We start from the raw sequence: 19,686 nt of genomic DNA on the forward strand, positions 1-19,686 counted from the left end.
CCCATGCGCGGCCGATCGAGTCCGGGTCAGCCTGGCAGTGACACCGCCAAACAGGGCACCGAACAGGGCAGACGGGAAGCGGGGCGAAATGAAGGCATTCGTCTTCCAGGGCCCAGGAAAGATCGCATGGCAGGACGTCGCGGACCCGGGTGTCAAGGAGGCTGCGGGTGCGATCGTCCATGTCGACGACGTCACCGTCTGCGGCACCGACGTGCACATCATCAAGGGCGACGTGCCGGAGGTGGCGCCCGGACGGATCCTCGGTCACGAGGCGGTCGGCACGGTCGTCGAGGCCGGCGGTGACGTCCGCTCGGACCGCGCAGGCGATCGCGTGCTGGTCTCCTGCGTCTCGGCCTGCGGCCGGTGCCGCTTCTGCCGAGAGGGCCACTGCGGCCAGTGCCGCGGGGGCGCCGGCAGGGTCTTGGGCCACACCGTCGACGGCACCCAGGCCGAGTACGTCAGGGCGCCCTTCGCCGAACTTTCCGTCCACTCGCTGCCCAGTGCGGTCGACAGCTACGACGCCGTGCTGCTCGCGGACATCTTCCCGGCCTCCCACGAGGTGGGAGTGCTGAACGGCAACGTCCGGCCCGGCACCGTCGTCGTGGTCGGCGGGGGACCGCCTGCGACGTGTTCTCCCGCGCCGGCGACACCGGTGCACTCAAGGTCGCGCTGGGCGGACCGCAGCACAACGCCGTCACTGTCCCGGCCACCCAGCCGTGACACCGAGAGGACGTGAAGACGATGAGCAGAATCCAACACGGACCGGGCGCCGCAGAGGCGCCTGCCGGGCGCACCGACCTTGGCCGGCGGATCGCCGCTCGCCGCGAGGAACTCGGCCTCACCAGGGACCAACTGGGTGAGCGCTGCGGGGCTGACGGCGCGTACATCACCTACTTGGAGGAACACGCCGCTGCACCGGCGATCGGATCCCTCCTGCGGCTCGCGGACGCGCTGGAGACGACCACCTCGGAACTCTCCGGCGCGACGACTGAGTATCCGCCCGGCAGAGGAACGGCCGTGGTGAGCGCCGAGCTGGTCGAGTTGTCCGAAGGCGAGTGCCGGCGGCTGCTGTCCACGCACGGTGTCGGCAGGATCGCCGTCTTCACCCCGGACGGTCCGGCGATCTTCCTGGTCAACTACGTGGTGGCGGGCCGCGACATCGCCTTCCGGACCTCCGGTGACGCGGTGCTCGCACGGGCCACAGGCACGGAGGTGGCTTTCGAGGTCGATCACATCGACGACGTCACGCGCCTGGGCTGGAGCGTCATGGCCGTGGGCGAGGCAGAAGGCGTCACCGATGCCAAGGAGCTCGCCCGGCTCGATGCCGTCGCGTACTCCCTGCCCTGGGCCGGCGGTCCGCGGACCCACTGGATGAAGGTCACTGCGACCCGGATCACCGGACGCCGTGTGATCCGGCAGTGAGCCCGCTTCGAGCCGTCGTCCTCGACACCGACGGGGTCCTCCTCGACTCCGCCGCGCTGCATGCCGCCGCGTGGAAGTCCGCTTTCGACGGCTGCCTCGATGCCTGGGCGGCCGGCACCGGCCACACAGCCCAGCCGACCTTCGACGCCCAGTGGGAGTACCGGGAGCTGGTGGACGGGAAACCCCGACTCGACGGCGCGCTCGCCTTCCTGGCCGCCCGCGGCATCGAGTTGCCGCCGGGCGACTCCACAGACCCGCCGGGATGCGGCACGGCATGGGCGGTCGCTGCCCGGAAAGAGCACGCGTTCACGGAAGCGCTCCAGGCCGGAGCCGTCGAGGCGTTCTCGGAAGTCCGGCCCGCACTCGAAGCGCTGCGCGCCCAGGGGATGCGGTGCGCCGCCGCATCGGCATCCAGGCATGCCCGCCCTTTGCTGGAGTCCGCCGGGATCGCCCGCCTCGTCGACGTACTGGTGGACGGCACGGACGCCGACCGGCTGACGCTGGCGGGCAAGCCGGACCCCGCCCTGTTTCTGGAAGCGGTACGCCGGCTGGGCGTGGATCCCTCCGACGCGGCGATGGTCGAAGACGCTCTGGCCGGGGTGGAGGCAGGCCGACGGGGGCACTTCGGCCTGGTGATCGGCCTCGACCGGACCGGCGGCACTTCTGCCGCAGCGACCCTGCGGGCTCACGGCGCGGATGTCGTGCTGCCTGACCTCAACGCCGTCGTTGACACCGTCGCCGGAGCGCGGCCGTGAACACGTTGTGGACCTGGACTTTCGACGGGTACGACCCCAAGACCGAGCGGGTGGTCGAGGCCCTGTGCACCCTCGGCAACGGTCGGTTCGCCACGCGCGGAGCCACACCCGAATCACCCGCCGACGCCGTTCACTATCCCGGCACCTACGCGGCGGGCTGCTACAACTGGCTCCCCTCGCAGGTCGCGGAGAAGCAGGTCGGTAACGAGGACATGGTCAACCTCCCCGACTGGACCCGCCTGCGCTACCGCTGCCTTCCGCAGGACGGACCGGCGGGGGACTGGCTCACTCCCGACGACGAGAGCCTGCGCCACCACCACGTCGTCCTGGACCTGCACGCGGGGACCCTCACCCGCAGCATGCTCTATCAGGACGGCCACGGCCGTCGGCTCGGCGTCACCCATACCCGGCTGGTTCACATGGCGGACCCCTACCTCGCCGCCCAGCAGAGCACCTTCCGGGCGTACGGATGGCGCGGGACCATCGAGATCCAGTCCGTACTCGACGGTGACGTCACCAATGCCGGCGTCGCGCGGTACCAGGCCCTCGACGGGCGCCACCTCACCGGCCACCGCGCCGGCGTCGGCGCGGACGGCATCGCCTGGCTCTCCTGCGAGACGACCTTCCTCCGTACCCGGATCGGCATCGCGGTACGCACATCCTCCCGCCCCCTGGCCGCCGTGACCCTGAGCTGCACGGAGGCGGCGACCGCGCAGACTTTCCGCTTGCCGATCTCCCGTAGTCGCCCTGTCGTCGTTCTCAAGTCCGCTGCTCTTTTCAGCTCGTTGGACCGACCCGTGGGCGATCCGCTCGCCTCTGCGGTCGAACACGTTACGCACGCACCGGAATTCGCGACCGCACTCGCCGGCCACAAGGCCGCCTGGGAACACCTGTGGAGCCAGGGCGAAGTGAAGGTGCCCGGTGAGGCCGGCCGGATCCTACGCCTCCACGCCTTCCACGTCCTGCAGACCCTCTCCCCGCACACGGCGGAGCTCGACGCCGGAGTACCCGCCAGAGGCCTGCACGGAGAGGCGTACCGGGGCCACGTCTTCTGGGACGAGCTGTTCGTCACGCCCTACCTCACCCTGCACTTCCCCGAGGTCGCACGCGCCGTGCTCATGTACCGCCACCGTCGTTTGCCCGCGGCCCGTGCCGCAGCGCAGCGGGCCGGTCGGCCGGGCGCGATGTTCCCCTGGCAGAGTGCCAGTTCAGGGCGAGAGGAGACGCAGACACTCCATCTCAACCCACGATCCGGCCGCTGGCTGCCGGACCACTCTCATCTCCAGCGCCATGTCGGTTCCGCCATCGCCTGGAACGTCTGGCGATACGCGCAGACCACCGGTGACGCTGGATTCCTCTACGGCCCCGGCGCCGAACTGCTCATGAGCATCGCCCGATACTGGGGAGCGGCCGCCCAATACGATGCAAGCCGGGAGCGCTACCGGATTCGCGGGATCATGGGCCCGGACGAGTACCACGACACCTACCCCGGGGCCGCCGCTCCTGGGATCGACGACAACGCGTACACGAACGTGACCGCCGCATGGGTGCTGGCCCGAGGACTCGAGTTGGCCGCAGAGCTGCCACCGACGCGCATGCGTCAGCTGGAGCAGCAACTCGGCCTCGACGCAGAGGTACTGAACCGCTGGGAGGACGTCTCCCGAGGTCTTTACGTCCCCTTGCACGGCCATGTCATCAGCCAGTTCGAGGGCTACGGCGATCTGGCCGAGCTGGACTGGGACGCCTACCGCAGCCGGTACACGGACATCCGCCGACTGGACCGGATCCTGGAGTCCGAAGGCGACACGGTCAACCGCTACCAGGCGTCGAAGCAGGCCGACACCCTCATGCTCGGCTATCTCTTCCGCCCCGCCGAGCTTCACGAGATCTTCGCCCGGCTCGGCTACGAGCTCGACGATGACCTCTGGCGGGCCACCGTCACGTACTACTTGCAGCGCACGAGTCACGGGTCGACGCTCAGCAGCCTCGTCCACGGCTGGGTCCTGGCCCGCCACAAGGGCCCCGACGCCTGGCGGTACTGCGAGGAAGCCCTGCTCGGAGACGTGATGGACATCCAGGGCGGCACCACCGGCGAAGGCATTCACCTCGGAGCCATGGCCGGCACTCTCGACCTCATTGAACGGGGCATCGTGGGGCTCGAGGCCGACCCGGACGGACTGCGCATCGACCCCGTTCCGCTGCGGGAGGTGCCGCGCTGCTCCTTCACCGTCGACTGCCTGGGCCACCGCGGCATCCGTATCCGGTTCGTCCCCGGCAGGCTGGGTATCGCGGTGCCCTTCTCCCGAACGGCCCCTCCTCTTCCGCTGCGCCTGCCCGGTGGCCGGGCCGCGACCGCGCCCCCAGGTCGGCAGCGGTGGTTCCGTATGGAAGGGAGCTGATCGGTGGAACTCGTTCAGCGACTCCCGTCGACCGGGACGGCGAATGCCGCTTCGAGGTGGCCCCTCACCTCCGAGGTCATGGCCCTCAACCGAGGGGAACCCGTTGGCACAGGACCCTCGGGGCGACGGGCGGCCTGCAGCCCGGCCCGGGGGCCCGTGGTCGCGGCGCAGTGAGAAGTCCACCAGGGTCCGGCCCTCCGCGGCGATCACGCAACGAGCCGCCTTGGCGGCGACCGCGGTCTGGTGGCAGAGTTGGCTGAGCAGGTACGTCTCGACGAGCTGGGCCTGGGCCAGCGGGGCGGTGACCTCCAGCAGGGGTTCCCCTGCGAACACGAGGTGCCCCTCCGGAATCGCGCGGACTTCCCCTTCAAAGCGCAGGCCGAGCATGCCGGACAGGTCCTCAGGCGGCCTGTGGAGTGCGGCGGCGAAGTCGCGGACGTCATCCGCGCTCACCCGGAAGTGGGACAGGTAGTCCAGGGAAGGCTCCACCCCGGCGGAGACAAGGAATCCCCGGCCGGGCGGCAGATCCCGGACGAACAGGCTGAAGGTGGCCGGGGCGCGCATACCCTCTCGCAGGTACGACATCGCCATCGTCACCTCGTAGAGGTCGGTGGTCGTTGTCTCGGAGATACCCCCAGCCTGCACGGCCTGCGCCCGTCGGGCATGAGCCCTGTGGTCCCCTGCCCGGCCCGCCATGGGCAGGTCGGCCCCTCCGAGGTACGGACCGGTCGGCCCCCCGCCGCTGTCCCACTCGGCACTGCGGCACAGCGACCTCCAGGCGTGATCGTGAATCCGGGATGCCGATCCAGGCTCCGTTTCCAGAAGAGGTGGCCACGATGCAGCGCATCCGGATCCAGCCCCACCAGAAGCACCCCCACAAGCCCGCGCCGCTGGACCTCCGCACGCCGTCCGGCCGCCCGCTCCCGTACTGAGTCCGGAGGTCGTCATGGCAAGCACACGGCACGTCATTCCGTTCGCGGAACTAGGCCGACAGGACGTCGGCAGTGTCGGGGGGAAGAACGCCTCCCTGGGTGAGATGACCGCCCACCTGGCCGATGCCGGTGTGCGCGTCCCCCCGGGGTTCGCCACGACGGCCGACGCGTACGGAGAACTGCTGGACGGACACGGACTGCGCGGGCGGATCGAGGAACAGATCGCGCGCCTGCACGAAGGCGCGGCGCTCGACGACGTCGGGGCCGTGATCCGGTCGCTGACCCTCGCCGAGCCGCTGCCCCCAGGACTGCGGGCCGAGATCGTCTCGGCGTACGAGCAGCTGGGGCGCGACGAGGGACGCGCGGACCCGGAGGTCGCCGTACGCAGCAGCGCCACCGCCGAGGACCTGCCGGAGGCGAGCTTCGCCGGCCAGCAGGAGACGTACCTGAACGTGCGCGGGACCGCCCGGCTGCTGGAGTCGGTGCACCGCTGTTACGCGTCCCTCTACACCGACCGCGCCATCGACTACCGGGAGCGTATGGGCTTCGACCACCTCCAGGTCGCCCTCTCCGTCGGCGTCCAGATCATGGTCCGGTCGGACCTCGCCGGTGCCGGGGTGATCTTCACCCTCGACCCCGAGAGTGGATTCCCCGAGGTCATCGTCATCAGCGCGGCGTGCGGACTGGGTGAGACAGTCGTCAGCGGGCAGGTCGACCCCGACGAGTACACCGTCTTCAAGCCCACTCTGAAGGACCCGGAGCTGGACCCGCTGATCGACGTACGCGTCGGAGCGAAGCGGCGGAAGGCGGTCTACGCGGAGCTCGGACTGACCCGGACCGTCGACACCACCGCCGAGGAGCGCTTGCAGAGGGTCCTGACCGACACCGAGGTACGGCTCCTCGCCGACTGGGCACTGACCGTCGAAGGGCACTACGGCTGCCCCATGGACCTGGAATGGGCCAAGGACGGCCTCACCGGAGACCTGTGGATCGTGCAGGCCCGGCCCGAGACCGTGCAGTCCCGCCGCGCCGCCTCCACCCTGCGCCGCTGCCGCCTGACGGCCGTGCCCGGTACGCCTCTCGTGGACGGTACCGCCGTCGGCGAAGCCATCGGCAGCGGACCGGTCGTCGCTCTGGACGCTCCCGTCGACCTCGACCGCTTCCCGTCGGGCGGGGTGCTCGTCACCGGCATCACCGACCCTGACTGGGAACCGATCATGAAGCGTGCCTCCGCCATCGTCACCGACCACGGCGGCCGCACCTCGCACGCAGCGATCGTCAGCCGCGAACTCGGCGTCCCCGCCGTCGTCGGCACCGGGCGGGCGACTCACGTCCTGCACGACGGACGGAAAGTGACCGTCTCCTGCGCCGAAGGCGGACGCGGCAACGTCTACGACGGCCTGCTCGCCTACGAGGAGACCGAGACCGACCTCGCCGACATCCCCGCCACCCGGACGCACGTCATGCTCAACCTCGCCGACCCGTCCGCCGCCTTCCGATGGTGGCGCCTGCCGGCCGACGGTGTCGGCCTGGCCCGGCTGGAGTTCATCGTGGCGCACCAGGTCAAGGTCCACCCCATGGCCCTGCTGCACCCCGAACGCCTGGACCACGCCGACCGCTGCGCCGTCGATCAACTCACCGAGGGCCACCTCGACCGCACCCGTTACTTCACGGACCGCCTCGCGTACGGCATCGCCCGGATCGCCGCCTCCCGGTGGCCCGCCCCCGTGGTTGTACGGACCAGCGACTTCAAGACCAACGAGTACGCACGCCTCCTCGGCGGCCGGCCGTTCGAACCGGTCGAAGCCAACCCGATGATCGGCTGGCGGGGCGCGAGCCGCTACTACAGCGACGGATACCGGGAAGGGTTCGCCCTCGAATGCCGGGCCCTGCGCCGGGTCCGCGACGAGATGGGCCTGACCAACGTCATCATCATGATCCCCTTCTGCCGCACCCTCGAAGAGGCCGACCGGGTCCTGGGCGTCATGGCAGAGGAAGGCCTCACGCGAGGCGAGAACGGCCTGAAGGTCTACGTCATGGCGGAGATCCCCGCCAACGTCATCCTGGCCCAGGACTTCGCCGAACGGTTCGACGGCTTCTCCATCGGCAGCAACGACCTCACCCAGCTCACCCTCGGCGTCGACCGCGACTCCGAAGCCCTCGCCCACGTCTTCGACGAGACCGACCCGGCCGTCACCCGCAGCATCCAGACCCTCGTCCCGCGCGCCCAGTCCGTCGGCCGCCCGGTAGGGCTGTGCGGCCAGCGCCCCAGCGACGACCCGGCATTCACCGAGTTCCTGGTCAAGACCGGCATTGACTCCATTTCCGTCGCCCCGGACAGCTTCGCCGCAGTCAAGCAGCACGTGGCCGCCGCCGAACTGGCCCGGTACGGGGAGGGCCGAACGGCCCCATCCGGGACCCGATGGCCCCAAGCGGAGCAGCCGTCCCCCTCACGACAGTGAAGGAAGACAACACTGAAGGCGCTCAAGCGCACCACAACAGAGAGCAACGGAGAGTCGTCATGACTTCCAAGCGCGTCCTGGTCGCCTACGGCACCAAGCACGGTGCGACCGCCGGAATCGCTTCCGAGATCGGCAGGACCCTGCGCGAGGACGGCCTCGACGCCGTCGTGGTCCCCGCCGACGACGTGGACGACGTACGCGGGTACGACGCCGTGGTCCTCGGCGGCGCCCTGTACGCCGGGCACTGGAGCGGCAAGGCCAAGCGCTGCGCCGAACGCAACGAGCACTACCTCCAGCACCGCCCGGTCTACCTGTTCAGCAGTGGCCCCGTCGACAGTTCCGCCGAGCAGCACGACATCGCGCCGGTGGCGGCGGTGGCCCGGGAGATGGAGCGCCTCGGCGCACGCGAGCACATCACCTTCGGCGGCAGCATCACCGCCAGTACGCCCGGGTTCATCGCACGGGCCATGGTCCGCGCGGGCAAGGGAGGGGACTTCCGCAATCCCGAGCGGATCCGGACGTGGGCTCACCACATCAGCGCCGACCTCGCCGCTCCCCACTGAGCGGCTGGGCAGAATCAGAGCGCGGAGGTGCACGATGTCCGAGGCCGGCACGCCCGGAGACGGGCCCACGCGATCGCGCCCGGCGAGAGCCGGCCGGGTGCGTCGACTGTTCGACGGACGCCCGAACGAGCTGCGTCGCCCGGTCGACCGGACCCGGCGCCGCTGGAGCGTCGTCTTCGTACTGTCCTTCCTGATCGCCCTGTTCTGCGGCGGCGTCGTCACGACGGCCGTCTGGGACTCCGAAAGCCGGACTGCCAGGGAAACGGCCCGCCACCGGCACCAGATCGAGGCGACGACGGTCGGCTCCGCGGAGCGCGCGGTCTCCAACCGCTCCGGCGGCACCTCGCGGGTGGTTGCTCCAGCCGTCTGGGAGTACCCGGCCGCCCACCAGCACTCCGACACGGTCTCCGTCCCGCTCGGCACACCGGCAGGCCGGACGGTCACGATCTGGGTCGATGACGCGGGCACGGAAGCGCAGGCGCCTTCGTCCGAAGCGCAACGCGCCTTCACGGCCGCAGCGGCGGGAGTCGGAGCCCTCGGCCTGCTCGTCCTGGCCTCGGGGGCAGTGGTCCGCCTCCGTCTGCTCCTCGTCGAGACCCGCACCCTGGCCCAGTGGGAGCACGAGTGGGATGCCGTGGAGCCGCGCTGGTCCGGCAGGCTGCGGCGTGAGCAGGGACCTGGCGATGACTGAGGCAGCCACCCGGCCCCCGTCCCCGGCGGGCGGGCTGTCCCCGAGCCCTGACCCTCTCGAACCGTTGCCGCTGCTGAGGCGCGAGCTCGGCACCGGGCCGAGTGGACTCTCCGCACGCGAGGCAGCCCGCCGCCTTGCCGTCTACGGCCCCAACGAGGTCCGCCGCAAGGCCCGTACCTCCCTGGGCCGTGAACTGGTCCGCCAGCTCGTCCACCCCCTGGCCCTGCTGCTCTGGGCGGCCGCCGCGCTGGCGTTCGTCGCAGGCATCCCCGTGCTCGGGTGGGCCATCATCGCCGTGGTTCTCGTCAATGCGGCGTTCGCGCTCCTCCAGGAACGGCAGGCCGAACAAGCGGTGGAGACTCTCGCGAAGTACCTGCCCGAGCACGCCCTGGTGATCCGCGACGGCCGGCCCTCGGCGGTGGAGGCAAGAGGACTGGTGCCGGGCGAACTGATCGTTCTCGAAGAGGGCGCCAAAGTCCCCGCCGACGCACGGCTGACCGAGGGAGGCATCGAGGTCGACCTGTCGATGCTGACGGGGGAGTCGACCCCCGCCGAACGCATCGCCGGACCGGGACTCATCGGGGCACCGCTGCTGCAGGAACCCAACCTCGTGTTCAGCGGCACCGTCTGTACCGGGGGCCAGGCCCAGGCGATCGTGTTCGCCACTGGAGACCACACGGAACTCGGCCGCATCGCCGCACTGAGTCAGCGCACCCGGCGCGACCCCAGCCCCCTGGAACAGCAGGTCAAGAAGGTCGCCTGGCTCATCGCCGCCGTAGCGGTCGCCATGGGCGGCGTGTTCCTGGCCGCCGGTGTCGCCGTGGGCCTGCCGACGCGGGACACCCTCATGTTCGCGATCGGCCTCCTCGTCGCCAACGTCCCCGAGGGGCTGCTGCCGACCATCACCCTCGCCCTTGCCGTCGGCGTGCGCGCCCTCGCCCGCCAAGGGGCGGTGATCAAGCGGCTGAGCGCAGTGGAGACCCTCGGCTCCACCAACGTCATCTGCACCGACAAGACCGGAACCCTCACCCAGAACCGCATGCGACTCCAAGCCGTGTGGACGCCGGACCACGGAAGGGAGCCCGGCCCCTGGGACGGAGAGCTGCTGCGAACCAGCGCCCTGTGCACGACGGTCACCCGGGACGAGGAAGGCGAACTTCGCGGCGACCCGACGGAAATGGCTTTGGTGGAAGGTGCCGCTGCCCACGCCGCTCCCGTCGACCTCGACGGCCGTGACACCGGGCGCCGAGCCCTGTTCCGCTTCGACCCCCGGCTGCGTCTGATGTCCGTCGTCCATGCCGATGGCGTGCACGGGCTGCGCGTCATCGTCAAGGGCGCGCCGGAGACGGTGCTGCAATCCCTGGAAGGCGGTTCGGGGTCCGCGGCCGCCGCGGCGGAGGAACTCGCCCGCGAAGGCATGCGCGTCCTGGCCGTCGCCGTCCGAACACTGCCGGCCGATGCCGAGGTACCGACCCGTCGCCAGGATGCGGAGACCGGGCTCCGACTGCTCGGGCTCGTCGGCCTGTACGACCCGCCACGTCCCGAAGTCGCCGCCGCCGTCCGGCGCTGCCACGAGGCAGGACTCCGCGTGCACATCGTCACCGGCGACAACGGCGCCACCGCCGAGGCCGTCGCCCGCGAAGTCGGCATAGGCCTGCCTCGTCTGCGGGTGGTCGCACAGTCCGAGTCGATCGGCGACCACGAACTCGACGCGCTCCTCGCATCGGCGGACGCCGAAGTCGTCTTCGCCCGCTCCTCGCCCGAGACCAAGCTGAAGGTGGCCGACGCCCTGCGCGCACACGGGCAGGTCGTCGCCATGACCGGTGACGGGGTCAATGACGCCCCCGCCCTGCACCGGGCCCACATCGGAGTGGCGATGGGACTCTCCGGCACGGACGTGGCCCGTGAGGCGTCCACCATGGTGCTCACCGACGACAACTTCGCCACCATCGTCACCGCGATCGAATCCGGCCGCCGCGTCTACGACAACGTCCGCAAGTTCATCGTCTACATCTTTGCCCACCTCACTCCCGAGGTCGTGCCCTTCCTGGTCTTCGCGCTGTCGGCCGGCACGGTCCCGCTCCCGCTGACCGTCCTGCAGATCCTCGCCATCGACCTCGGTACCGAGACCCTCCCCGCCCTCGCCCTCGGCCGCGAACGAGCCGAGCCGGGCACCATGAGCCGCCCGCCGCGCCCGAGTTCGCAAGGAGTCATCTCCCGAGACATGCTCATCCGCAGCTGGGGCTACCTCGGTACCGTCTCCGCAGTCCTGGTCATGGGCGCGTTCTTCTACGTACTGTGGCGCGCGGGCTGGCACGCGGGCGATCCCACCGGCACGGGCAGCCCCTTGCACCACGCTTACGTCACCGCAACCACGGCCACGTTCGCCGGCATCGTCACCTGCCAGGTCGGCACCGCCTTCGCCGCCCGCACCGACCATGCGGCCCTGCGCGACATCGGCCTGTTCACCAACCCCCTGCTCCTGGCCGGCATCGCCTTCGAGCTCGCCTTCACGGCAGCCCTCGTATACGCGCCGCCCCTGCAAGGCCTGTTCGGTACCGCCGCCCTGCCGCTGGACGTCGTCGCCCTCATCGCGACCTTCCCCGTCCTCGTCTGGGGCACCGACGAACTGCGGCGCTGGGTCCGGCGCACTCACCACCACACGAAGCGCTGACACGCTTACCGGAGGCACGCCATGTCACACACTGCTGAATGGAAGGTCCGCCTCTACCTCTTCGAGGAGGACCACATGACGAAGGCCCGCCTGGAGCTCGACACGGGCACGAACAGGCTCACGGGCCACGGCGCCGCCCGCTGCGCACCCCAGGACACCGACGTCCCGGAGATCGGCGACGAACTCGCGGTCGCTCGCGCCATGGAGGACCTGGCCCTCCAGATGAAGCGGGCCGCCTACGGAGACATGCAGGCTGCCGGCGCTCCGTCCCTCCAGGAGTCCCTCAAGCCGTACACCGGGTGGCTGGACACCGAAGCGTGAACACGGAGGACGCCCGGCCCGGCGGCGCAGTGGCCGAGGTGTCCACCACGATGCGTGATCGGGTGTGCCGGGGACGCCGAACGCGTCGCGACCAGCGCCGGTCCGACCAACGCGTTCGAAGGGGATCTTGCACGCCGTCCTCGACAGGGACCTTCGGCCCCCATGAAGGTCCTGAGCGGCCCTCTGCCCGGCGAGGTCCTTGGTGCCAGCGTGAGGTCAGACCCCCAGTGGCCCGGGGCGAGGAGGAATCATGAAGAACACCGTCAGCGGCTCGGAACTCGGCTCCGTCATCGTCGGCGTCGACGGCTCCGATGCCGCCCGCCAGGCCGCGCTCTGGGCAGCGGGAGAGGCCGAACGCCGCGGGCGTCCGCTGCACATCGTGTACGGCGCCGATACGGACGGCCGGGCCCTCTACGTATCCGTCGAGACCATCGAGCGCGTCCGCAGCGCCGGCCGCGAACTGCTCGACGAAACCGCCGCCGCGGTCCAGGAACAGCACCCCGGCCTGGTCGCCACCACGGAATTCAGTCGCGGCGACCCCGTGGCCAGCCTGCACCGGGCGGCCGGCCTTCGCGGCACCATCGTGGTCGGCAACCGGGGTCTGGGCGGATTCAACTCGCTCATGCTCGGATCCGTGGGCCTGAAGGTCGCGGCCGGCGCGAAGACGCCCGTCATCGTCGTCAGGGGAACGGACCATCGCGCCGAGAGCGGGACGGTGCTCGCCGGGGTCCGTGACGAGCACGACCTGGACTGCGTCCGTCACGCGGCGCGGGAGGCCGAGCTCCGCAAGGCCGAGCTGCGGCTGCTCCACGTGTGGAACGCGCTCCAGTCCGTCGGCAGCGTGGTGACCATGATGGACGACGTCTCGGAGATCGCCGACGAGCACGTCCGGCACCTGACCGCGGTGACCGAGCAGATCCGCCAGGAGTTCCCGGACCTCACCGTGCGGGCGGACGCCGAGAAGAGCGTGTCCGTCGCCGGTGTCCTGGTCGAGGCCTCCCGACACGCCGACCTGCTGGTCATGGGCGGGCGGCGGGCGTCGGCGTACCTGGGACCCACCCTCGGGCGGCACACCCACAGCCTCGTCCACCACTCCCACTGCCCCGTGCTGCTCATCCCGCGCCACACGGACAAGCACGGAGATGAATCGTGATGGCCCCCGCCGAACGCCGCGAGATCGTCGTCGGCATCGACCCGGCCAGGGACTGGCACCTGCCCCTTGCCTGGGCGTCGGACGAGGCTCACCGCCGTGGGCTCGGGCTCCGACTCGTCGTGGCCGTGCCTCCGCCGCACCACACGCGGCAGGTCGACGACACCCCTCGCACCACGGCCCTGCGCCAGGCGGGCTCGGAAGCCCTGGCAGCCGGTACCGACTGGGCGCGGGAACGGCACCCGGGGGCCGACGTGGCCACCGATCTGATCGAAGGATTCCCCGTCCCCGCCATAGGCCGCCTGTCCCACCGGGCCCGCATGCTCGTGCTCGGATCCCGCCACCTGAGCCGGACCGCGGAGTACTTCAGCGCCGGTTCCACGGTGGTCCCGATCACGGCCCAGGCGCACTGTCCGGTCGTCGTGGTCGGAAACCCCGAGCACATCACCCAGCAGCGGCCCTACCTGGTCGTGGGCATCGACGGCAGCGAGTCCTCGAAGGCGGCGCTCGCGCTGGCCTTCGAGGAAGCCGACCTGCGCGGCGCCGCGCTGCGCGCCATCGCGGTGTGGCAGCCGCCGGTCTTCCTGCTCCACGACGAGGAGGTCGCACTGCAGGCCCAGCGGCGGATGCTGTCCGAGGTCACGTCCGGCTGGTCGCAGAAATACCCCGATGTGAAGCTCTCCCACGAGATCCCGATCGGGCATCCGGTGGAGGAGCTCGCGGAGGCCGCCGAGCACGCCCTGGCCGTGGTGGTGGGCCGCCGCGGACGCGGAGGCTACTCCGGCATGCGCCTGGGTTCCGTCGTCCACGGACTGCTGCACCGGGCGTTCTGCCCGGTGATCACGGTTCCGGCCGAGTAGGCCGCCATGGCGATGACCCCGGCCACTGCGGAGGTACCTGTCCGCACGCTCGGCGGGCTCACCGACGTCGAGGCGGAACGCCGACTGGCCGACCACGGCCGCAACGAGCTCCCGCCCGCCCCAGCGACACCCTGGTACGCCAGGGTGCTGGCCCAGCTGCGCGATCCGCTGATCATGGTGTTGCTGGGCGCGGTGGTGCTGACGATCGCGATCGGTGACCACGCCGACGCGGTGGTCATCGCCGTGGTGATCGTCGTCAACACGACCGTGGGCGTCGTGCAGGAGACCCGTGCCGACCACGCCGTGGCCGCTCTCTCCGCGATGTCGGCACCGAAGGCGCGGGTCCTGCGGGACGGCGCTCCGCGCGAGGTCCCAGCCGCCGTCGTGGTGCCCGGCGATGTCCTGCTTCTCGCCGAGGGCGACATCGTGGCGGCGGACGCCGATGTCACCGAGGCGTCCGCCCTCATGATCGACGAATCCATGCTCACCGGGGAATCCGTCCCCGTGGACAAGGAGGACGATTCGACGGTGGGTGCGGGAACCGTGGTCGTGCGAGGCCGGGGTGTGGCGACGGTGAGGGCCACCGGCCCGGACAGCGCGCTCGGCCGGATCGCCGCGCTCCTCGACACCAAGCGGCAGCCGACACCCCTGCAACACCGCCTCGCCTCGCTGGGGCGCATCCTGGCCGTCGTCACCGTGGCCCTGTGCCTGGTGGTCTTCGGCCTCGGGCTCGTACAGGGCCTGCCGCTCGGGATCATGGCGGTGACGGCGATCAGCCTGGCCGTCGCAGCGGTTCCGGAATCCCTGCCGGCCGTTGTGACCCTGGCGCTGGCACTGGGAGCCCGGCGCATGGCGGCCCGGCACGCCCTCATCCGCCGGCTCCCTGCCGTGGAGACCCTCGGCTCTGTCACCGTCCTCGCCACCGACAAGACCGGCACCCTCACCGAAGGCCGCATGGTCGTCCAGCACGTGTGGACGCCACGGGCCGCGGTCGACTTCTTCGGAGTGGGGTACGAACCGCAGGGAGACGTCCTGGTCGAGGGCAGGCAGCCGACGGCGGCCGAGCTCGGCCCCGTACAGGAGCTGCTGACGGCCGCGTCGCTCTGCAACGACGCCTCCCTGCGGCCGCCCCAGGGAGAGCCCCCGGACGAGGACCGGTGGACCGCGGTCGGCGACCCCATGGAGGCCGCCCTCCTGTCGGCCGCCGCCAAGGCCGGGTGCGACGAGCCGGAGCTTCTCAGGCGCACCCACCCCAGGACGGGGGAGATCCCGTTCGACAGCGGACGCAAGCGCATGACGACGGTCCACCGCCTGCCGTCCGGAGGTGCCCTGGTGTGCCTGAAGGGCGCCCCGGAGGTGGTGCTGGACGCAGCCGTTCTCGCCGACCGCACGGACCTGGTGGCCGGCGCCCGGCAGCAGGCGGCGATCCTGGCCTCCCGCGGATACCGGGTGCTCGCCGTGGCGTCCGCCGAACACGCCGAGCAGCCGGACAGCGCGGAGACGGCCGAGGCAGGACTGAGGCTGTTGGGCCTGGTCGCCATCAGCGATCCGCCCAAGCCCGCGGCAGCGGCCACGCTCGCCGCCTGCCACGCGGCCGGTATCACCCCGGTCCTGATCACCGGAGACCACCCGGCGACGGCACGCGCGATCGCCGTCCGCGTGGGCCTGGCCGACGCGGACACCGACGACGAGACCGTGGTCAACGGCCCCGATCTGGCGGCGGGCCGGGTCGCCGACCTCACCGCCGCACGGGTCTTCGCCCGGACGGATCCGCAGCAGAAGCTGGAGATCGTCGATGCCTGGCGGGCCCGGGGAGCCGTCACCGCCATGACCGGCGACGGTGTCAACGACGGTCCCGCCCTGCGCCGCGCCGACATCGGGGTGGCCATGGGGCAGCGGGGCACCGAGGTCGCCCGCCAGGCTGCCGACCTCGTGCTGACCGACGACGACCTGTCGACCCTGGTCGCGGCCGTTGAGGAGGGCCGGCGGGTCTACGACAACATCCGCCGTTTCCTGGTCTACGGCCTGGCCGGCGGCGCCGCCGAGATCCTCGTCATGCTGATCGGCCCCCTCCTCGGCCTTCCGCTCCCGCTCCGGGCGGGCCAGATCCTGTGGATCAACCTCCTGACCCACGGTCTGACCGGGGTGGCCATGGGCGCCGAGCCGGTGGACCCGGAGGCGATGCACAGGCCCCCGAGGCCGCCCGGCCAGCACATCCTCGGCGCGGGCGCCTGGCAGCGCCTCGTGGTGCTCGCCGCGGTCGTCACTGCCGCCTGCCTCACCGCCGGGACGGTCGCACGGGCCTGGGACCTGCCCTGGCAGAGCGTCCTCTTCCTGTCCCTGCTCGCTGCGCAGCTCGGCGTCGTGCTGGGCCTGCGAACCCGCTTGCTGACCCGGGAGAACCTCTTCCTGCCCCTGTCCGTCCTCGCCTCCGCGCTCCTCGGGGCAGCAGCGCTCTACCTTCCGCCGCTCCAGTCGGTTCTGGAGACCGAACCCCTTGGATGGCCGGGCCTTGCCCTGGCATCAGCCGCCCTCATGAGCGGCTTCGCGGCAGCCCGACTCGCACGGCACGCTTTCCGGAGGAGCTGATGATCATGAAGACGCACACGTCCGAGCACGGTCCCCACGCCCGCGTAGGCGACGAGATCGTGGTGGGCGGGCCCTCGGTGGGCCAAGCGGGTCGCGACGGCGAAGTCGTCGGTCTGCGCCACGACGACGGCACCCCGCCCTACGACGTCCGCTGGTCGGACACCGGCAGGACCACCCTCTTCTTCCCCGGACCGGACGCACACGTTCGGCATCTCGGCGCGGACGGCTCCGGCTGACGCCTTCAGCCTGCGCGGGAAGGCGGGGGCGGGGATACGGTGAAGAGGCAGGAAGGGCTTCCCCTGGGCGTCGCTTGGAGGTACCGCATGGGCGCGGACGATCAGGGTGCCGTGCGTCCGAGGGTGCCGCGGCTCCGGCTCGACGAATTGCTCGAAGAGCTTCAGGTCCGCATCGACGAAGTGCGCGGCACCAGGGACCGGCTCAACGGGCTCCTTGAAGCCGTGATGTCCGTCGGCCGGGAGCTCGACCTTCCGCAGGTCCTGAGGGGCATCGTCGAAGCCGCCGTCGTCCTGGTGGACGCGGAGTACGGAGCCCTGGGCGTCATCGGCGACGACCGGAAGCTCGCCCAGTTCCTCCCCGTCGGCATCAGCGACGACCTCCGGGCCGAGATCGGCGACCTGCCCTCCGGCCACGGCATCCTCGGCGAACTCATCCGCCATCCCGAGACCCTACGGCTGTCGGAGTTGTCCGATCACTCCGCCTCCTACGGGTTCCCGGCCCACCACCCCCCGATGCACTCCTTCCTCGGCGTCCCCATCCGCGTCCGCGAGGACGTGTTCGGCAACCTCTACATGACCGAGAAGCGCGGCGGCATCGACTTCGACGAGGAGGACGAGGCGGTCCTGTCCACGTTGGCGGTGGCAGCCGGGATCGCCATCGAGAACGCCCGCCTCTACGAGGAAGTGCGTCTGCGGGAGCGCTGGCTGGCCGCCAGCTCCGACTTCACCAGCGCTCTCCTGTCCGGCCTGGCCGAGACGGAGGTACTGGAGGGGATGCTGGAGCGGGCCCGCGACATCACGGGCGCCGACATAGGTGTCTTCTACCTCGTGGGCCAGGGCGGGGAGCTGAGCGGCTCGCTGGCCCTGGGTGAGGGCGCCGAGGCGCATCGCGGCATCGTGCTGCCCAGCAGTACGGGAACCCTGGCCGCAGCCGCCCTCGGTGAGGAGGACGGGCTGATCGCTGTCGCCGATGTCGGGACCGACGACCGGATCACGGTGCAGCCGGAACGCTGGAAGGGCTTCGGCCCGGCCGTCGCCGTCACGGTCGGCACCAAGGAGAAGCTGAGCGGTGTCCTCATCCTGGCCCGCAGACGCGGCCTCCCGGCGTTCGCCCGCGCCGAGATCGCAGCCCTGCCCGGCTTCGCCGGCCAGGCCGCCCTGGCCCTGGAGCTCGCCGACCGGCGCCGGGACGCCGAGCAGATGAGCATGCTGGAGGACCACGACCGCATCGCCCGCGACCTGCACGACCTCGCCATCCAGCGGCTCTTCGCCACCGGCATGACCCTGCAGAGCGCCCAACGCTTCGTCGAGCATCCGGAGGCTTCGGAGCGGCTCGCCCGCGCGGTCGACGACCTGGACGCCACCATCAAGATCATTCGCTCGACGATCTTCGGACTCCGCGAACACGAGGCACCCGGGGTGACGCCGAAGCTGCGGCTCCGCGCCGTCCGAGCCGTGGAGGATGCCGCCCAGGCACTCGGCTTCGCCCCGGCCTTGCGGATGGAGGGCCTGATCGACACCGACGTACCCCCCGAGACCGCGGACGAGGCGCTCGCTGTGATCGGCGAGGCGCTCACCAACGTGGCCCGGCACGCACAGGCAGGCCGGGCAGAAGTGTCCCTCTCGGCCGTCGAGGGCGTACTGACCGTACTGGTCACCGACGACGGAGTGGGAGTGGCGGAGGGAGGCCGTCGCAGCGGGCTTCGCAATCTCGCCGAGCGGGCCGAATGCCTGGGCGGCGAACTCTCCGTATCGGCGCACGGGCCGAACGGTCGCGGCACGAAACTGGAATGGCGGGTACCGCTGGATGGGGGCGACTTCCCACCCTCCGGGTGAGGATCCCCCGCCGGCACTCAGCTCCGGCCCTTGCCGTGCTCGTGCCCGTGCTCGTGTTCGTGGACCTGGGCGGCGATGACAGCGGCCTGCACCCGGCGCTCCACCCCCAGCTTGCCCAGCAGCCGCGAGATGTGGTTCTTGACCGTCTTCTCCGACAGGTACAGCCGCTTGGCGATCTGCGCGTTCGTGAGGCCCTCGCCGATCAGTTCGAGCACGGAACGCTCCCGCTCGGACAGCGTGGCCAGCCGGTCGTCCTCCGAGTCCTTGGCGGTCTCCGGGTCCCTCAGCGAGTGCATCAGCCGAGCGGTCGTCGCCGGGTCCAGCATCGACTGCCCGGTCGCCACCGTTCGTACGGCAGAGACCAGGTCGGATCCCTTGATCTGCTTGAGCACGTAGCCCGCCGCACCGGCCATGATCGCGTCGAGCAGAGCGTCCTCGTCATCGAACGAGGTGAGCATGAGGCAGGCGAGCTCCGGCATACACGAGCGCAGCTCACGGCACACGGTGATCCCGTTGCCGTCGGGAAGCCGGACGTCGAGCACGGCGACGTCCGGGCGCAGCGCCGGCCCACGGGCCAGCGCCTGCCCGGCGGTGGAGGCCTCACCGACGACCTCGATGTCCGGTTCGGCGTTCAGCAGGTCGTACAGGCCGCGGCGTACGACCTCGTGGTCGTCCAGGAGGAAGACCCGGATGGGCGCCTCGTCAGAGGCCGGCGGTGCGTCGGACATGTACGCCCCTGTAGTCGATCCGCTCTGCGTATGTCTCGTACGGATTGTCTCAGTGGAGCGGGGGGATG

13 protein-coding genes and 3 pseudogenes are annotated in these 19,686 nt (G+C 71.0%); 14 read left to right on the forward strand and 2 right to left on the reverse strand.

From position 1 onward, the window contains the following. Positions 1 to 88: 88 nt before the first annotated feature. From OG332_RS42840 to OG332_RS42855, 4 genes and pseudogenes are all read left to right on the forward strand, one after another. A pseudogene (locus OG332_RS42840) lies at positions 89 to 646 on the forward strand (alcohol dehydrogenase catalytic domain-containing protein); the annotation flags it as partial. A 95-nt stretch (positions 647 to 741) separates the two neighbouring features. After that, positions 742 to 1,422 carry a helix-turn-helix domain-containing protein gene (locus tag OG332_RS42845; RefSeq protein ID WP_327418506.1) on the forward strand — a complete coding sequence of 227 codons (681 nt, stop codon included), beginning with the start codon at positions 742 to 744 and terminating at the stop codon, positions 1,420 to 1,422. Beyond that, positions 1,419 to 2,177 (forward strand): HAD family hydrolase, encoded by a 759-nt coding sequence (locus OG332_RS42850; protein WP_327418507.1) that lies wholly within the window; start codon positions 1,419 to 1,421, stop codon positions 2,175 to 2,177. Before OG332_RS42845 ends, OG332_RS42850 begins: the two co-directional genes overlap by 4 nt. Continuing rightward, entirely contained in the window at positions 2,174 to 4,576 is a 2,403-nt protein-coding gene (locus tag OG332_RS42855; RefSeq protein WP_327418508.1) for a glycoside hydrolase family 65 protein, read from the forward strand. The genes OG332_RS42850 and OG332_RS42855 overlap by 4 nt, the downstream gene beginning before the upstream one ends. A 125-nt stretch (positions 4,577 to 4,701) precedes the next feature. Here the strand turns inward: OG332_RS42855 and OG332_RS42860 are convergent. After that, positions 4,702 to 5,206: pseudogene (locus OG332_RS42860) on the reverse strand (nicotinate phosphoribosyltransferase); the annotation flags it as partial. A gap of 316 nt (positions 5,207 to 5,522) precedes the next feature. On the opposite strand from OG332_RS42860, the gene ppsA reads away from it, so the two are divergent. From ppsA to OG332_RS42910, 10 genes and pseudogenes are all read left to right on the forward strand, one after another. Then, positions 5,523 to 7,970 carry a phosphoenolpyruvate synthase gene (gene ppsA / locus OG332_RS42865; RefSeq protein WP_327418509.1) on the forward strand — a complete coding sequence of 816 codons (2,448 nt, stop codon included), beginning with the start codon at positions 5,523 to 5,525 and terminating at the stop codon, positions 7,968 to 7,970. A gap of 59 nt (positions 7,971 to 8,029) precedes the next feature. Further along, a complete protein-coding gene (locus tag OG332_RS42870) occupies positions 8,030 to 8,533 on the forward strand; it encodes a flavodoxin domain-containing protein (protein ID WP_327418510.1) in 504 nt (167 codons plus the stop codon). Positions 8,534 to 8,630: 97 nt separating this feature from the next. Further along, positions 8,631 to 9,224, forward strand: a complete 594-nt coding sequence (locus tag OG332_RS42875) for an Rv1733c family protein (protein ID WP_327418511.1) — start codon at positions 8,631 to 8,633, stop codon at positions 9,222 to 9,224. Further along, positions 9,217 to 11,898 carry a cation-translocating P-type ATPase gene (locus OG332_RS42880; RefSeq protein ID WP_327418512.1) on the forward strand — a complete coding sequence of 894 codons (2,682 nt, stop codon included), beginning with the start codon at positions 9,217 to 9,219 and terminating at the stop codon, positions 11,896 to 11,898. The genes OG332_RS42875 and OG332_RS42880 overlap by 8 nt, the downstream gene beginning before the upstream one ends. Before the next feature lie 21 nt (positions 11,899 to 11,919). Continuing rightward, positions 11,920 to 12,219, forward strand: coding sequence for a DUF1876 domain-containing protein (locus OG332_RS42885; RefSeq protein ID WP_327418513.1), 300 nt, complete (start codon positions 11,920 to 11,922; stop codon positions 12,217 to 12,219). 250 nt (positions 12,220 to 12,469) lie between these two features. Beyond that, on the forward strand, positions 12,470 to 13,372 hold the full coding sequence (locus OG332_RS42890) for a universal stress protein (RefSeq protein ID WP_327418514.1): 903 nt from the start codon (positions 12,470 to 12,472) through the stop codon (positions 13,370 to 13,372). Further along, the gene (locus tag OG332_RS42895) at positions 13,372 to 14,229 is read left to right on the forward strand and encodes a universal stress protein (RefSeq protein WP_327418515.1); all 858 of its coding nucleotides are present in this window, start codon (positions 13,372 to 13,374) and stop codon (positions 14,227 to 14,229) included. Before OG332_RS42890 ends, OG332_RS42895 begins: the two co-directional genes overlap by 1 nt. Positions 14,230 to 14,235: 6 nt before the next feature. Beyond that, positions 14,236 to 16,818: a cation-translocating P-type ATPase gene (locus OG332_RS42900; RefSeq protein WP_327418516.1), complete on the forward strand. Its 2,583-nt coding sequence runs from the start codon at positions 14,236 to 14,238 to the stop codon at positions 16,816 to 16,818. Between the two features lie 5 nt (positions 16,819 to 16,823). Continuing rightward, a pseudogene (locus tag OG332_RS42905) lies at positions 16,824 to 17,036 on the forward strand (DUF1918 domain-containing protein); the annotation flags it as partial. A 105-nt stretch (positions 17,037 to 17,141) separates the two neighbouring features. After that, on the forward strand, positions 17,142 to 18,890 hold the full coding sequence (locus OG332_RS42910) for a sensor histidine kinase (protein WP_327418518.1): 1,749 nt from the start codon (positions 17,142 to 17,144) through the stop codon (positions 18,888 to 18,890). Positions 18,891 to 18,907: 17 nt separating this feature from the next. Here the strand turns inward: OG332_RS42910 and OG332_RS42915 are convergent, their stop codons facing one another. Continuing rightward, on the reverse strand, positions 18,908 to 19,618 hold the full coding sequence (locus OG332_RS42915) for a response regulator transcription factor (protein WP_327418519.1): 711 nt from the start codon (positions 19,616 to 19,618) through the stop codon (positions 18,908 to 18,910). Between the last annotated feature and the right edge of the window lie 68 nt (positions 19,619 to 19,686).

It is taken from the genome of Streptomyces sp. NBC_01233 (assembly GCF_035989305.1).
Taxonomy (GTDB): domain Bacteria; phylum Actinomycetota; class Actinomycetes; order Streptomycetales; family Streptomycetaceae; genus Streptomyces.